Source organism: Phaeodactylibacter xiamenensis (genome assembly GCF_000759025.1).
Taxonomy (GTDB): Bacteria; Bacteroidota; Bacteroidia; order Chitinophagales; family Saprospiraceae; genus Phaeodactylibacter; species Phaeodactylibacter xiamenensis.
The window spans coordinates 22,137-38,372 of the sequence record NZ_JPOS01000012.1 but is presented as its reverse complement, the minus strand read 5'-3'; the positions used below and the strand labels follow the sequence as shown (position 1 = coordinate 38,372).

Annotated in this window: 14 protein-coding genes; 12 read left to right on the top strand and 2 right to left on the bottom strand. The window is 51.0% G+C overall.

What is annotated here, in order from left to right; translation table 11 throughout:
* The first annotated feature begins 3 nt into the window (after positions 1–3).
* The 4 genes from IX84_RS03845 to IX84_RS03830 all read left to right on the top strand — a co-directional run bounded on the left by IX84_RS03845 (position 4) and on the right by IX84_RS03830 (position 6,209).
* Positions 4–1,173, top strand: a complete 1,170-nt coding sequence (locus IX84_RS03845) for an MFS transporter (RefSeq protein ID WP_044216718.1) — start codon at positions 4–6, stop codon at positions 1,171–1,173.
* A 60-nt stretch (positions 1,174–1,233) separates the two neighbouring features.
* A complete protein-coding gene (locus IX84_RS03840; protein ID WP_044216716.1) occupies positions 1,234–2,487 on the top strand; it encodes a Glu/Leu/Phe/Val dehydrogenase dimerization domain-containing protein in 1,254 nt (417 codons plus the stop codon).
* Positions 2,488–2,854: 367 nt separating this feature from the next.
* Entirely contained in the window at positions 2,855–4,336 is a 1,482-nt protein-coding gene (locus tag IX84_RS03835) for an OmpA family protein (RefSeq protein ID WP_160213653.1), read from the top strand.
* A gap of 445 nt (positions 4,337–4,781) precedes the next feature.
* Positions 4,782–6,209: a hypothetical protein gene (locus IX84_RS03830; protein ID WP_044216712.1), complete on the top strand. Its 1,428-nt coding sequence runs from the start codon at positions 4,782–4,784 to the stop codon at positions 6,207–6,209.
* Between the two features lie 169 nt (positions 6,210–6,378).
* Here the strand turns inward: IX84_RS03830 and IX84_RS03825 are convergent, their stop codons facing one another.
* Positions 6,379–7,554, bottom strand: a complete 1,176-nt coding sequence (locus tag IX84_RS03825; RefSeq protein ID WP_044216710.1) for a sensor histidine kinase — start codon at positions 7,552–7,554, stop codon at positions 6,379–6,381.
* A 143-nt stretch (positions 7,555–7,697) separates the two neighbouring features.
* On the opposite strand from IX84_RS03825, the gene IX84_RS33890 reads away from it, so the two are divergent.
* The gene (locus IX84_RS33890; protein ID WP_081968598.1) at positions 7,698–8,567 is read left to right on the top strand and encodes a nuclear transport factor 2 family protein; all 870 of its coding nucleotides are present in this window, start codon (positions 7,698–7,700) and stop codon (positions 8,565–8,567) included.
* Between the two features lie 99 nt (positions 8,568–8,666).
* Positions 8,667–9,347 carry a hypothetical protein gene (locus IX84_RS03810; protein WP_044216708.1) on the top strand — a complete coding sequence of 227 codons (681 nt, stop codon included), beginning with the start codon at positions 8,667–8,669 and terminating at the stop codon, positions 9,345–9,347.
* Between the two features lie 12 nt (positions 9,348–9,359).
* Here the strand turns inward: IX84_RS03810 and IX84_RS03805 are convergent, their stop codons facing one another.
* The gene (locus IX84_RS03805) at positions 9,360–9,818 is read right to left on the bottom strand and encodes a DUF6565 domain-containing protein (protein ID WP_044216707.1); all 459 of its coding nucleotides are present in this window, start codon (positions 9,816–9,818) and stop codon (positions 9,360–9,362) included.
* 201 nt (positions 9,819–10,019) lie between these two features.
* Between IX84_RS03805 and IX84_RS33265 the strand changes: the two genes are divergently transcribed.
* The 6 genes from IX84_RS33265 (at position 10,020) to IX84_RS33260 (ending at position 16,190) form a co-directional block, all read left to right on the top strand.
* On the top strand, positions 10,020–10,184 hold the full coding sequence (locus IX84_RS33265; protein ID WP_160213651.1) for a hypothetical protein: 165 nt from the start codon (positions 10,020–10,022) through the stop codon (positions 10,182–10,184).
* Between the two features lie 102 nt (positions 10,185–10,286).
* Positions 10,287–12,230 carry a DUF3857 domain-containing protein gene (locus tag IX84_RS03800; RefSeq protein ID WP_044216705.1) on the top strand — a complete coding sequence of 648 codons (1,944 nt, stop codon included), beginning with the start codon at positions 10,287–10,289 and terminating at the stop codon, positions 12,228–12,230.
* A 4-nt stretch (positions 12,231–12,234) separates the two neighbouring features.
* Positions 12,235–14,133, top strand: coding sequence for a DUF3857 domain-containing transglutaminase family protein (locus IX84_RS03795; protein WP_044216703.1), 1,899 nt, complete (start codon positions 12,235–12,237; stop codon positions 14,131–14,133).
* A gap of 61 nt (positions 14,134–14,194) precedes the next feature.
* A complete protein-coding gene (locus tag IX84_RS03790; RefSeq protein WP_044216702.1) occupies positions 14,195–14,950 on the top strand; it encodes a phosphoglycerol geranylgeranyltransferase in 756 nt (251 codons plus the stop codon).
* A gap of 63 nt (positions 14,951–15,013) precedes the next feature.
* Positions 15,014–15,964, top strand: a complete 951-nt coding sequence (gene rsgA, locus IX84_RS03785; protein WP_072013641.1) for a ribosome small subunit-dependent GTPase A — start codon at positions 15,014–15,016, stop codon at positions 15,962–15,964.
* A gap of 58 nt (positions 15,965–16,022) precedes the next feature.
* Entirely contained in the window at positions 16,023–16,190 is a 168-nt protein-coding gene (locus tag IX84_RS33260; protein WP_160213649.1) for a hypothetical protein, read from the top strand.
* The last annotated feature ends 46 nt before the right edge of the window (positions 16,191–16,236 follow it).

Here is a 16,236-nt window from a genome sequence, read left to right as displayed (position 1 = left end):
CGCATGCATACGGAAAAGGAGCCACTCTACACGACCCAATTCTGGCTGTTATGCCTGAGCCATGCCTTGTTTGCGGGAAGTTTCAACATGATTATCCCGGAGCTGCCTGCGTACCTCGAAAGCATGGGCGGTGAAGATTACAAGGGGCTGATTATCGCGCTCTTTACACTTATGGCGGGGTTGTCCCGCCCCTTCAGCGGCCGGCTGACCGATACAGTGGGGCGGGTGCCGGTCATGGTCTTTGGCTCCATGGTGTGTGTAGTTTGCAGTTTGCTTTACCCCCTGGTTTCCGGGGTAGCCGGGTTTCTTTGGCTACGGTTTTTTCATGGCTTTTCCACCGGGTTTAAACCTACGGCTTCTTCCGCTTGTGTAGCTGATATTGCGCCCCCATACCGCCGGGGCGAAGCAATGGGTATATTGGGAGTGAGCATGAACCTGGGCTCCTCTATCTTTCCGCCGGTAGGCAGCTGGCTGGTGCTGGCCTACTCCATAGACCTGATGTTTTACGTGTCCTCCGGATTAGCGTTGCTTTCCATTCTGATTCTGATGGGGATGAAGGAGACGCTGCCTGAGCGGCAGGCTTTCCGGCCAGGGCTGCTAAGGGTGGGATGGAAGGATTTCCTTGAGCCTACTGCGGTGCCGCCAGCGATCATTATTGGTTTGTCCTACGCCTGTTTTGGAGTATTGCTTACCGTTGTGCCCGATCAGGCAGATTATCTGGGTATGGCCAACAAAGGGCTGTTTTTTACCAGTTTCACCGCGATGGGGCTGCTGTCCCGCCTGATTGCCGGGCGTTCCTCCGACCGGTTCGGGCGGGAGCCTGTTTTGCAGCTATCCCTCATCCTTACTGCCGGCGCTTTAGTGCTTTTGGGGTACGCCAATAGCCCCCTGATGCTGATGGTGGGGGCTGGAGCCCTCGGATTTTGTACCGGAGTACTTGGCCCGACTGCATTTGCCTGGGTGGTAGACCGAAGTGACAGCCGTTACCGTGGCCGGGCAATGGCCACCGCCTATATCGCTCTGGAGGTGGGCATTGGGGGAGGCGCGCTCTATTCTGCCTGGGTATACGATAATACGCCTGCTAATTTTGCGGAAGTTTTCCTGGCTTCCGCTTTGCTATGCCTCCTGGCGCTGGGCTATCTGGAATGGCGAAAACGCACCCATGCAAGATAGTTAGTGTACGAACTATTTTGTACTTTTGCAGGGCCTTGTTAACCAGGAAAACCAAAGCTCATGCAAAATCTACTCGAACAGTATAAAGCCAAGCAGCCTGAGATTGTCTTTGAATGGAAAGACGCCGAGACGGAAGCCGAAGGCTGGATTGTCATCAACTCCCTTCGTAATGGTGCTGCGGGCGGTGGCACACGGATGCGTAAAGGGCTAACCAAAGAAGAAGTCATCTCTCTGGCTAAGGTGATGGAAGTAAAGTTTTCCGTATGCGGCCCGGCGATTGGCGGCGCCAAGTCCGGCATCAATTTCGACCCTTCCGATCCCCGCCGCAATGAGGTACTGCAACGTTGGTACGCGGCCGCACTTCCTATTCTGAAAACGTACTACGGCACCGGTGGCGACCTCAATGTGGATGAGCTTAAAGACGTCATCCCCATTACCGAGCGCCTGGGGCTATGGCATCCGCAGGAAGGTATTGTGAATGGCCATCTCAACTCCACCCGTGGCGATAAGGTGAAAATTATCGGACAGCTGCGCTACGGCTGCGCAAAAATTGTAGAGGATCCCCGTTTCGTGCCCGATGGGCATAAGTATGCCGTTGCGGATTTGATTACCGGTTTTGGGGTTGCAGAGTCGGTCCGCCATTTTTATGAGATCTACCATGGTACTTCCCTGGAAGGCAAAACCGCCATTATTCAGGGCTGGGGCAACGTCGCTTCAGCAGCAGCAAGCTACCTTTCGCTTTCGGGCGCGCGCATCCTGGGCATTATCGACCGGGAGGGCGGCGTGATTAGCCGGGAAGGTTTGGGCATGGAAGAAGTAAAGGAGCTCTTTGTCCGCAAGCAGGGGAATAAACTCGTTGCGGACGAATTATTGCCATTTGAAGAAGTCAATGAAAAGATTTGGTCCCTGGGTGCTGACATCTTTATTCCGGGAGCAGCCTCGAAGCTGGTCACCCGCGAGCAGGTAGAGCAGCTGGTTGAAGGTGGTGCAGAGGTCATCTCCTGTGGTGCCAACGTACCCTTTGTCGATGATGGCGTATTTTTTGGCCCAACAGCGGTCTGGACGGATCAGCAACTCAGCCTGATTCCCGACTTTATCGCCAACTGTGGCATGGCCCGGGTGTTTGCCTACTTCATGAAGGCAGAGGCAGAAATGACGGATGAAGCCATCTTTAGTGATGTGTCGGCTACGATTCGTGGTGCACTGGAGCGGCTGAAAGAACAATACCCGGACAATAGTAACCGTATTGCTTCCAATGCTTTAAGCGATGCACTGCAGCACCTGATGGCTTTACCGGAGCCGGTTGCCGTTTGATCTTGTTTTCCCGGGTGGTGAGGCCTTCAAAATAGAGGCGAACAATTAGTGAATAGTACAGGAAACCAAAATTATTGCTATTTTTAGATCGAATTTATATGAGTAGATGCAACCCAATGGTTTGGACTGCGTAGAATTATGCAGTAACTTTGCGTCTTAATCTTTCTGTACGGCAGTTGTGCGCATGCACTTAGGGCATCATATGCTGCCGGCAGATCGCGATCATTTTACCGATTTAAGTAATTAAACGAAAAGAAAAAGATGTACAATTGCCCCCCAAATGGCGGCAACGTTAAAGGTTTGGCAGGCATAGCCTATCAAGCCTTTTCTGTTATCTCATCTTAAATTAACATTAATCCCTATGACTATGACAAAGAGAAGTACCCTTCTGCTGACTCTTTTATTCTTCATTGGAGTTGCCGTCCTCCATGCTCAGGAAGAAGAAGAATCTGGTGCCGATTACGGTACCCCGAAAGACATGATTGAATTTGGTTTGCACGGTGGCTACTTCTTTGTAGGTGGCGATGTGCCTCATCAGCCCAGTTATGGCGTGGGTTTCCACGTTAGAAAATCACTGGACTACGTTTTCTCGGTCCGCTTCGATGGCTTTTACGGCTCAGCCCGTGGAGAAGAAGGTGATCCGGTTGATGACGATTTCTTCGAGCACGAAACCACCTATATTTCCGGTACGGCTTTTGGTATTATCTCAGCCAATAACCTTCGCTGGAACCGGTCTACCCGTAAGACCAATCTCTACGCCCTGGTTGGCGTAGGTGGTGCTGCCTTCAAGCCCAGAGTGAATGTAGATCAGCGCAGTGGTGACCTGACAGACCCTGCTTTTTCCATTGCCCCTCATGTAGCTACCGGTGCCGGTATAGCTTTCCGTATCAGTGACCGGATGAATATTGGCCTGGAGCATCAGATCTTTTTCCCAATGGGCTCCCTGGGCGACAATATTGACGGGCAAACCATTCAGGGGGGCGGCAACCGCACCCTTTCCCGGGACATGCTCAACTACACTAGTGTCCGGCTTAATTTCAATATTGGCAATGCGACCAAAGCCTCTCCTCCGTTGTATTGGGTAAACCCAATGGAAAACGTGATGAACGAGCTGGATAACATCAAGAAAAACCAGGGCGCTGCCCTTCAGGATTCCGATGGTGATGGTGTGATTGATGCTATTGACCAGGAGCCAAACACCCCACCTGATGTACCCGTAGATACTAAGGGCCGCACGCTTGATAGCGACCGCGATGGCGTGCCCGACTACAAAGACCGGGAGCCTTACTTCCCTCCACGCCCGGGTGAGCGGGTGAACGAGGAAGGCGTAGTGGTCAATCCTACTTCTGTGCCTGGCGGTGGCGTGAGCGAAGACCGTGTCCGGGAAATTATTTCAGAAGAGCTGCAAAATTACCAGCTGCGGCAGAATGAGTCCGGTGGAGCCGGTGGTGGTCAAATGACCGAATGGTTTCTGCCAATGATCCACTTTGGCACCGATAGTGACCGCATTAAATATGCAGACTACGGAACGCTGGCTTCCATCGCCCGTATGATGAAAGGCAATCCTCAGCTGAGAATTGTGGTGACCGGCTTTGCGGATGCATCTGCACCGGAATCCTATAATGATGAGCTGTCTTACCTTCGTGCCAAAGCAGTTGTTGATCATATGGTGTCCAACCATGGCATCGGCCGTGGCCGCTTTGTCGTTCAGTGGAAGGGCGAGTCTGAGCTGCTGGTACCAAGCGGCAACAGCTACATGAACCGCCGTGTGGAATTCCGGGTGGCGCAGCCAGATGATGTGGAGATGGACCCGCCTGCAGGTGTCAAAAAGGAAGAAGGCGGATTCTAAATTAAGGAGTAACCGCCCGCCGGATTTTCTGTGAAGTACTCCGGGGAGTTTGTTTAGAGACAAGACTCAAAAGAAAGAGCCCTTTCGCAAATCAAATGCGAAAGGGCTTTTCATGTTAGAGAGGAAAGAGAAATGTGAGCCCTGGATTTGGAAGATATAAGGAACGAAATAAAGGGGAATCACGTCTGCTTTTTGCAGTTCTTCCGTTTCCAGGTACACATTTACTCCGAGCTCTACAGTTCACTTACTATGAACATCAGCAAAAGTAAGACAGGGCAGATTATGCTGATTTTTTAAAAATTCGGGCAATAACAACTTAGAAAACAGTAACTTAAAGGGGATAAAAATCATGCTTTGATGAAGTTCGCCGAATTGATAAGTCTGGCAAAAGTGGTCTCTCCTAATAAAATCAAACAGATTGAGGTGTTGGGGAATACGGGGGGAAGTGCGGTCCAGTGTAGAAAAACTGTACCGTAGCCTGCAAAAAGACAAGTACAAAAACGAGGAGGAAGCTTCGAGCGCATTTTACGGCCATTCGAGATACCACAGGCATTATTTCAACCGCCTGAAGCGGAAACTGCGTGAAAAGCTGGTGAACACGCTCTTTCTCGTCGATTTAAGCCAGCCGGATTTTTCTGAATACCAACGTGCCTACTACAGTTGTTACCGTTACGCCTCCGCTGTGCAGATACTGATAGCGGGGTATAGCCGCAAAGCAGCGGTTGCACTCGCCAGAATGACGATCCGAAAAGCTGTCAAATACGAGTTTTCTGATATCATACTGCAAATGGCCAAAATCCTGCGTTACCATTATGGAGCTATGGAAGGTGAGGTGAAAGCATTTGAATACTTCGACCAGTTAATTCAAGTCTATCAACCTGTCTATCAGGCGGAGCTGAGCCTTGAAGGTAAGTATACTGAGTTAGTGATGTACTTTAATGCGCCTCAGTCAAACCGGGAACAGTTTTACGATAAAGCCAAAGACTATGCCCGAATAGCAGAGCACCAAATGAGTGTTTATAGCGGGTACAAGTTGTTTTTATATGGTTTCTCCATCACTACGATTCAGCACCAGATTATTTATGACCACAAAGAACTGCTGAAAAGCTGTGACCATGCAATTGCTTACTTCAAAAGCAGGAAGGACCGTTCCTCATCGGTTGCGCTGTTTTCTTTTTCTTTCAAGAAAATACCAAGCCTCATTGCCCTCCATGCTTTTGAACGGGCCGAGCAGGAAATCGAGTACTGTCTGGGACTGACCCGGAAAGGAAAGAACAACTATTTTAAAGTCCAGGAGTATGCCATTATCTTATACTTTCATTCGCAGCAGTATGAGCGTGCACTAGAGGTCCTGGAAACCGTTTATAATACAGATCAGTTTGACTGGCTGCCTGCGCAAAGCCTCGAAGCATGGCGGATTTATGATGCCTATCTCCATTTGTTCTTTGAAATAGGCATGGTAAGCCAGCAGCCAACTTCCAATAGGAGGTTTCGGCTGACACGGCTGCTGAATAATGTACCTAAATATACCAAAGACAAGACAGGAGCGAACATAACGATACTGACCATTCACGTCCTTTTTCTGCTGCAGCAGAGGAAGTATTCAGAGATCATAGACCGGATGGAAGCCCTTAAGACATACACCCACCGATACTTGAGAAAAAATGATGATTTTCGGCGCAATTGTTTCCTGAAAATGCTGCACAAGATACCTGCCTGCGGGTTCAATCGGATTGCAGTAGTACGGAGAACAGCTCAGTTGCGGAAAAGAATGGAGGCAATGCCCATTTCCGAAACACGGCAGGACCTTGAATCCGAGATCGTTCCTTTCGGACAGCTTTGGGATATTGCGCTCCAACTACTCGACGAATAGGCCACTAGTGGTCTGTCAAGGCTAAAACTAGGGGTTGCCTGCGGCGACTTTTGAGGCTACTCTTCGTTGGACAACCCCTTACGTAGCGCTGCTATGCGCGGGAACATCCGTCTCGATTAGTCTCAAAATTCGCTCCCACTCAACCCATAAATTAACACTTGACAGACCACTAGGCCTTTTTCGGCAACTGAATCGTAAAGGTGGTACCTACGCCCTCTTCTGACCGCTTGACAAATATCTTGCCGTTGTGGTACTCCTCCACGATGCGCTTGGCCAGTGAAAGCCCCAGGCCCCAGCCTCGCTTTTTGGTGGTATAGCCCGGTCTGAATACTGTCTTGAACTTGCCTTCCGGTATGCCTTTGCCACTATCTGTGATGTCGACATACACAAAGTCCTGGTCATCATAGATTTCAGCTTCGATGAACCCTTTGCCGTCCATGGCATCCAGGGCATTGCGCAGCAGGTTCTCCACTACCCAGTCAAACAAATGAGGGTTGATGTGGACGGTTTTGGCAGGTTCATCCGGTGCAGGGAAACGAAACTCCACTTTTCTCGAAGCCCGGCGCTGCATATAAGCCCGGCAGTCGTCCAGTTCTTCGTAGATATTAATGGGCTCCAGCTTGGGAGCAGAGCCAATTTTGGAGAACCGGTCAGCAATGAGCTCCAGTCGGCTCACGTCATTGCGCAATTCACCCACCACTTCCTGTACCTCTTCGTCAGACTCCCGGATGAGCTTCAAGTGCTCAATCCAGGCTACGATAGCTGAAATGGGCGTGCCCAGCTGATGAGCGGTTTCCTTGGCCATGCCCACCCATACCCGGTTTTGCTCTGCCCGCCTTGCAGAACTAAAGCCCATGTATCCAAAGCCTACAAAAGCGGCGATGAGGACAAACTGTACAAACGGAAAGTAACGCAATTGCCGCAAAAGGGTAGACTCCTTATAGTAAATCCGGTGGGCAGTACTTTGGATGGGCTCAAACCCATCTGCTTCCATACGGGCTACTTCCTGCATCAGGTAGGCCTGGGAAGTATCACTGGTATTCACACTGAAATCCACCCTGCCCCGGTCGTTGACTGCGATCACAGGAATAGTGTTGTTGGCTTGCAGAATATTCAGGTGGAGCGTTAGGTCTGGCTGAGGGCAACTGTCATTGATGATGGCAGCGATTTCGTCCAGGTTGTTGAGCCGTTCCTGAGCCATTACATAAAGAGCTGCCTTGTGCCGTTCCTCTTCTGCCAGCTTATTGGAAAGGTAGGTCGTATAAGCCATAGAGATGGCAACGATAATGGCGCCGGCGATGCCTAAATATATTTTCCAGCGGGATTTTCGGTTGTAGATATCCATATGGGGTATCAGTCTTGAGCTTATTGTACCGGCAAATTAGCAATAATCTGCCCGGGGACGGTTTTTTGGCGGCTTAGCTTTGTAATTTGTTTTAGAACGGTAGCGGGAAAGTTTTATTTTCGGGTACCACAAACAACAAGGACATGAAGTACTACAGTTTTGTTTTTGCCGCAGCGCTGCTGCCGTTTATGCTCTTGGCTCAGCACAGCCGGGAGTGGAGCGCTGTGCAGCAGCCCATTCAGCAGCTTTTTGATGGAATGCGCGCTGCTGACAGCACTGCTGTGCGCGATGCGTTTATGCCAGATGCAGGCATGTTTACAGCTGTAATCAATAAGGAAGGCGTGCCTACCTTGCGCAAAGGCAGTCTCGACCGCTTTGCAGACTACGTAGGTCAGGTAGAGGAAAACGCAATGGATGAGCGAATCTGGAGCTATGACATTCGTATAGATGGTCTTTTGGCTACGGCCTGGACTTCTTACACCTTCTTTAATAACGGAGCACTTTCGCACTGTGGGACCAACGCCTTTGAGCTCTTCAAAACAGCAGACGGCTGGAAGATTTCCCACATTACAGATACCCGTAACACAGAGGGCTGCCTGACCGAAGCGCCCAATAACCGAGCAGACATTGATACCTTGCTGAATGCCTGGCACAAAGCTGCTGCAACAGCTGACGCGGATGGTTTCTTTAGCAAAATGACCAAAGACGGTATTTATCTGGGCACCGATGCTACAGAACGTTGGCTGCGTGACGAGCTGAAGGCATGGTCTGTAAAAGCCTTCGACCGGGAAGTGGCCTGGCTTTTCAAGCCCTACGACCGGGAGGTTTATTTCTCCAAAGACGGGCAGACCGCCTGGTTTGAAGAGCTGCTGGACACCCCGCATATGGGCATCTGCCGGGGCTCGGGAGTCCTTACCAATACCGAAAAAGGCTGGCGTATCCGCCACTACGACCTGGCCCTAATGGTGCCCAATGAGCGCATGGAAGCCGTCCAAAAGGCATTAAAGGAGTAGCTACTGTGGAAAACTATTCTCCACAGACTGGATTTCGTTGAAATTTATATTTACCTTGCCAATAATGGACCCTGATTCCATTCACGGAAGTAAAGTCTGATGGATAAATACATTAACTACCTGCTCGCGGATATCGCAGCGGCTACTGTAAGCCTTCCTGTACATGTGCTGTCTTTTGATTACGATGATGACGAAGACACCCCCTTTATTACTGCGGAGGAGGAGGCTAAGATGGCGCCCCGGGAGATACTCGCCAACTTGGTTGGCTTAAAGCGGGAATGGTTTCCGCCTGGCAGCCGTCTTTCAGAGGCTCAAATGCTATTGCTTACGGAGGCACTGACGGACTGCCTGGATGCCCACTCCTTTATCGTTAATTTTCCAGCTGGTCTGCCTGCCCCCATTCGTTACCAGGTATTGCTGGCTGAGCTGGAGAAGGAGGTCCCGGTATTGCAATACAACATCTGGCAATTGGATTTTTGTGAATACGAACCCAAAGGCTGCCCGTTCGGGGAGGCTTTTTGCCAGTGCCAGATTTATGAACGCTGGCTGGATCAGCTCAAAAGCAGTGGACCGGACGCTGAGTCCGCAGCGAGCCTGCCTGCTTTTCTCTTCGAGCCTCAGGAGGACGACTATTCCCTGGAGCGTTACCGGGCAGAGTGGGACGAAACCGATGAAGAGGAATGGGGCCTCGACGCAGACCGTGCATTCGGAGATGACCTCTTCGATGATCTCGATGACTTCGATTTCTTCTTTGACGATGATGAAGTTCGCTGGAACTAATGGTTTCCTCCTTTATTCAAACCGCTCCTTCAGCTCCTGCCAGTCCTCTTTGAGCCCCTTCGCTGCATCATCAAACAGGGCATCCGGCTCATCGAAAATGGCTTTTGTTTCTTCTTGTATCTTTTGCAGGGTGCTTTTGTCTTTTCCTTTGAGCTCCTTCACAAGCCCATCGCCATAGCGCTGATAATAGTACCGCAGCGACTGCCTCCAAAACCGCCGCTTTTCCCTTCCTGTCATTTCCGGCTCGTGCAGGTCATAGCATTCTTCCACATAGCTGCGGAAGGCCGCATCGTATTTGGACCACCCGGGGTCAGAGGCCGGTAAATCAGCTGACTTGGCCTCCTCCAGTAAATCGTGGTACTGGTCCAGGAAAGCAGTCTTGTCTGCCCCGCATGTACTACGTGTGCAGGCACTAAAGAAGAGTGCCGTAAGCCCGGCAATACAAAGGTATCGGCATGTTTGTGCCAGCATAGGAACTTTTTTATTCGGTAATGTCAACCCGAAAATAACGGTTTGACTGTTCAAAAATTACGTTAAAAACTGTATTTTGAGGCTTCATTGTTGTTTGAAGCGCTACGACCCCCAAAAGCCCGCTCTCTGTTCCGCATAAATAAAGTCCGGTGCCAGATAAGCATGCCAAAAGGTGGTCGCGCTGCTCTTTGAAGTTGAACTATGAAAATCAAAGCTCTTTTTACCCTTAGCTTTTTGGGACTTTTTGTCGCCATCAGCATTTCTGCACAGTCCGAAGCCCGGTTTGGGCAAATTCCACCGGAGGCGCTAGCTATGAAGGCCTTTTCAGAAAAGCTAACCGCGCAGGTCGTTCTGCGTAAGCCATAATATTATCTTTTCATTAAACCCTGGATGATGAACCATCTACGTTTCGCGCTAGTATTACTAAGCATTATTGTTTTAACCACCTCAAATGCTCAAAAGCCTCCAATGAAGTGGGGGCAAGTGGACCTGGAAGAGCTGAACATGACCACTTGCCTGGAAGACACCACTGCTGCTGCTGTAATTCTTGGGGATTATGCCACGCTGAAGTTTGACTTCGGGCAAGGCACCCGCTATATTTTTGAGCACCACCGCCGTATCAAGATTCTGGATAAATCTGCCTTTAATTATGGTGATGTGCAGCTTTACCTCTATGGCGATGACCAGATCAGCGGGCTCAAAGCGCAAACGATTTCACGGGGGTCCGGGCAGACCTTCCGGCTTAAAGGCCGGGATTTCTATGAAGAGGAGGTTGCCGATGAAGTGAAAGCACTAAAGTTTACTTTTCCGAACCTGGAGGAAGGAGCGGTCATTGAGTACACCTACACCATCACCTCCGACCGGATCGTACAACTGCGCTCCTGGTACTATCAGCACGATATTCCGGTCCGCTGGAGCGAACTGCATATAGATATTCCGGTCTGGTTCGAATACTTGTTCCTGACCAATGGCCGCAGCCCGGATATCAACGAGCAGGAGCGGCTTACGCAAAACTTCCGTGTGGTACAGTATAAAACGAAACAGGCGGGCATGTCGGGCACTGTAAAGCAAGCTTCAGGTACGACTACGATGTCCGGAGAAGTGACCCGTTACCGTTTAGTCATGGAAAATGTCCCTGCACTAAAGGAAGAAGCCTTTATTACCACAATGGACGACTATCGGGCCAGCCTGCGTTTTCAGTTGCAGGCAGTGCGATTTCCGAACCAGCCTGTGGATCAGATTCTTTCTTCCTGGCCGGATGTGTCGAAGCGCCTGCTTACCTCGACTTCTTTTGGGCTTCAATTCGAAAAAAAGCGCAATCAAAAAGAGTTACTGGAAGCGCTTGCTCCTTACCTCCCTGAACAGGGGACGCCCTCAGAAAAAGCGCTTGCTGCTTATTATTACCTGCAGGATGCGTTGGAGTGGGACGGGTCGTATTGGTACAACGCAGAGGAGAGTGTCCTCGAATGCTTTGATCGGAAACGAGGCTCCAGCGGAGAGCTAAACCTTATTTTGATGACCGTACTGAAAGCGCTGGATGTGGAGTGTTATCCAGTGTTGTTAAGCACCCGCAGTCATGGTAAAATGCTACAGTTGTATCCTATCGTCCGGCAGTTCAATCACATGGTTACAGTGGCGAGGATCAATGATCAGCTGCTTATTCTGGATCTCAGCGATGATGAGCGCCCGGCAGGCGTACCCCGCAAAGCCTCCCTCAACAAAGTGGGCTGGCTGGTTAGCGAAACGAACCCACAGTGGATAAATATTGCTCCTCCCGGGGCAAGTACAGCAAGGATGTTTCAGATGAGCCTTTCTGAAAACGGTGACCTGTCGTACCAGCTACAGACGAAATCCGAAGGCTACCACGCTGTAGACATACGGGACCTGGTTTCCGGAGCAGAAGGGGAGCAGGCGCTGGCAAAGGAGCTGCAAAAGCACTTTCCGGAAAGCCAGGCAGAGGGAATGCAGGTTGCACTGCCTGATAACCCTGTGGATGCAGTGAAGTGGGGCTACACTGCGCAAGTGCCGGGTGCAGCTCAGGCCTTCAATGATTTTATTTATTTCTCGCCCTGTATCTTGCCTTATTTCGAAGAAAACCCTTTCCAGAAGGCCGAACGTAGCTATCCGGTAGACCTGGCCCACCCCTTCGACGTGCGGGATGTTTTCATTGTTGAAATCCCGGAAGGTTATGTGCTGGAAGAGATGCCGGAATCTGCTAGTTTTGCGCTCCCCGGCAAGGCGGGCAGGTTTGAGTTTACTCCGACCGAAACTACAGGTAAAGTCAACCTGGTGTATAGCCTGCGCCTCGATAAAACACATTTCGAACCCGAAGAATACTTAGCGTTAAAACAGTTCCTGGACCTTGTCATCGAAAAGCAGGGCGAGCAATTCGTATTCCGAAAAAAGACCTAGCACCATGAGAGCATTGATACTGGCCATCACCCTGGCTTTTGCGCTGCCTGCTGCGGCACAGCACTATGCCGCGTTTACTATTCCCGACAGCCTGACAGAAGGCGCTAATGTGGTAGTGCGGGACTATAATGTGGACCTGGATATCCGGTCCGGGAAAAAAGGGTATCTCAAAGTGGAAAAAACATTAACACTGCTTAATGAAAAAAGCAGTGCCAATGAGCTGGTTATTTACTACGATGAGGGGACCCGGGTCCGTAAAATTGAAATTGTGCTGTACGATGCACTGGGCCGGGAACTGCGGGTAGTGGATAAAGACGAAGTGAAGGACTACTCTGCTGTTTCGGGAGGCACCCTTTATGGTGACCGCCGTATCAAGCACGTGGAGGTCAGGCATAATACTTACCCTTACACAATTAGCTACCGCTACGAGCGTGAGCTGGAAGGTATTGACTTTGCTGCAGGGGAAGAGTGGTACCCGCAGCACTTTGGTTACAGCGTAGAGGCTGCCCGGTTTTCCGTTAGTGCACCGAAGGATTTCCCCGTCAATTATAAGGGGTACCGGCTGCCGGTTGAACCAATGCTGTCTAATGCCGGTGATGAATGGTCTTGTACCTGGCAGGTACAGTATCTCAAAGCCCTGCCTTATGAAGCATATGCCCCGCAAGCTGAGGAGCTCCTGCCCAAGGCCATTTGTGTGCCGGGCCGGGTTAGTATTGAGGGTTACGAAGGGGAATTTTCGAGTTGGGCAGCCCTTAGTAAGTACATACACACGCTTTGGGAAGGGCGGGGCGTACTCCCTGAAACGGTAAAATCAGAAATCCAACAACTGGTTGCAGGGGCTACTTCAGATGAAGAGAAGATTGCCCGCCTTTACCGCTACCTTCAGCAGAATATGCGCTATGTCAGTGTACAGCTGGGCATTGGGGGGTGGCAGCCCTTTGATGCCGAATACGTAACAAAAAACAAATATGGTGACTGCAAAGCCCTGACCAATTACATGTGGGCTATGCTCAGGGAAGTGGGGATTGAAGCATACCCGGCACTCATCCGGACAGGTGGTGCACCGGTCAAGCTGGATACCGCCCTGGTCAAAAGCCAGTTTAATCATGTTTTATTGTACCTGCCCGGGCAGGACAACTGGCTTGAATGTACGGTTCCGGTTGGGCCGCCACAGTACATCTATTTCGGTAACCACGACCGGAAGGTATTGCTTGTGAAAGAAGAAGGCGGAGGTTTATACCATACGCCCCATCTGGGGTACCTGGACAACATCCGGAGTGGAAAGACCTCCGTACAACTCAGTGAAACCGGAGATGCCCGCCTCAGCCAGCGCTTTCAGATGGCCGCAAGGGATGCAGAACGCTGGCGGGCTATGGATGCCTATTATTCGGAAACAGAACTGAAAGATGCCGCCCGGGAAAACTTGCTGGCTGCGCCCGGGCTGCTCATCGAAAAACTGGAGGTGTTGCCAGAACCCGATAAAGCGGCTTGCCAGGTGTTTTTGGAGGGCCAATCTGAAAGGTTCGCCTCCAAAGGGGGAAAGCGTTTATTCCTGCCGCTGCTGCCAGTGGTTGCTGTCGGCACTGCACCGCCTCCGTGTGAAAACCGCCGCTGGCCGATAGCCATAAGAGAAGGCTTTACCTGCCGCGACACCGTGAGTTACCAGCTACCTGATGGCTATGAAGTGGAGAGCATCATGGAAGAAACAGCCACCCTTGAGCACCCTACAGGCTACTATCAGCTAAAAGTTGACCATCAGCCGGGGACCATAACCATAGTCAGGGTGCTCCAGCGCAAGATGGCAGAACTGCCCCCTGCTGCCTACGAAGAATTCCGTGCCTTTTGGCTGGAAGTCGGAAAGCTGGAGCGGTCGATGGCGGTGCTGGTCCAAAAACGTACTTGAACCGGCTATTAAGCGGACTGTAAAAATATTTTATCTTAGCGGTCTAAGCTGCAATGAAAATATGTCCAAGCCGAATCCTATATATAAGCAAATATGCCAGGCTAAGTCAGAGGGCCGCAAGTGCTTCGCCTTACTTATCGATCCCGATGAAGTAAGCATAGATGGCTTGCCTGCTCTGGCAGAGCTGGGCGAACAAACAAACGTGGATTTTCTGTTTGTAGGCGGGAGCTTGCTGGTCCATAATACCCTCTCGGCATGTTTGCAGCAATTGCGTACGTCCTGCAATCTTCCGCTGGTGTTATTCCCGGGCAGCCCGCTGCAAATCGATGATAATGCGGATGCCTTACTCTTCCTGTCCCTCATTTCCGGCCGCAATCCGGAACTCCTCATCGGGCAGCAGGTCATTAGTGCACCCTATCTCCATCATGCGGATCTTGAGGTGATCGGGACCGGCTATATGCTGATTGACGGAGGGGCCGCCACCACTGTTTCCTACATGAGCAATACCACGCCCATTCCGGCTGATAAGCCTGACATAGCTATGGCGACGGCTCTCGCCGGAGAGATGCTGGGGCTGAAACTGCTGTACATGGATGCCGGCAGCGGTGCCCGATACCCCATTTCGGAGGCCATGATACGCCGGGTCGCCACTAATACACAGATTCCGCTCATCGTGGGCGGCGGTATCCGGACCCCGGAACGGGCTTTTCAGACTGCCACTGCCGGCGCTGATGTCATCGTGGTAGGCAATGCTATTGAAAACGACCGCCGCCTGCTCCGTGCCATGGCCGAAGCTGTGCATGCCGGTGCAAGCTGATGCTTTCGGGAACCTTCTCGGGTTGAGCATGGTTGCACTACTGAAATTCAAAACACAACAGATTTGGAACAAGGAACTGTCGTTAAATCCACAGGGAGCTGGTATCAGGTACAAATGGCGGATGATAGCGTGTTGGACTGCCGTATCGTCGGGAAATTTCGGCTCGAAGGTCAGAAAATCACTAACCCCGTAGCAGTAGGCGACAGGGTCGAGGTAGAACGTAGTGAAAAAGAAGATAACGGGACCATCCGGAATATCCTGCCCCGCCGCAATTATGTGGTCCGGCAGTCGCCCCGCCGCCGTCACGACCTTCATCTTCTGGCCAGCAACATCGACCAGGCCATCGTCATTATGACCATTACCCAGCCGGACCTCAAGCAGGGGTTTATTGACCGGTTTTTGCTGATGACGGAACCCTATGAAATTCCTGCCATCATTGTCTTTAATAAAGCCGACCTCTACGATACCGGACATGTGGGCGTATTTGAATACCTGCGCGACATCTACGGGCACATTGGCTACCAAGCGATTTTGGTCTCTGCTCTGGAAGGGCAGGGTATACCCGAACTCAAGGCATTGCTTAAAGATAAAACCACGCTCATTACAGGCCAGTCGGGTGTGGGCAAGTCAACGCTCGTCAATGCCGTGGAGCCCGACCTGGAGCTTCGTACACAGGAGTTAAGTGATTATTCGGGTAAAGGGCAGCATACCACCACCTTTGCGGAGATGCATGCGCTGCGTGAGGGTGGTGCGATCATTGATACCCCAGGCATCAAGTCGTTGTCCTTCATTCATTTGGAGCCGATGGATGTTGCCCACAATTTCAAGGAGTTTTTCAAGTACTCTGAAGACTGTAAATTCGGCGGCAACTGTCTGCACCGCTCTGAGCCCGGATGTGCCGTCCGGGATGCGGTGGAGTCAGAAGAGCTAAGCGTGCTCCGTTACGAAAACTACCTGACAATTCTGGAAGAAGTGGAAGACCAGAATTACTGGGAGCGCCATAAGGGGATTTAATTCCAGCCGCAGGCACCTTCACTCCTGAAAAAAGCGCACCTTTGCGAAAAATTGAACAATGGGGTATAAAAGCCGAAAACGAAACTTCAGGAGCCGCAGGGAGCGCTTCCAGGATACTATGCGCAAAACCCGCTTGTTTTTCCTGTTCCTCTTCATTGCCATCCTGTTGTATGGCCTTATGAACCGCCACGATATCTGGGCCTATCTCAAGACTTACATGTACTAAATAAAAAACGGGGACAGCTTTGGTGGCTGCCCCCGTTTTCCGTCTT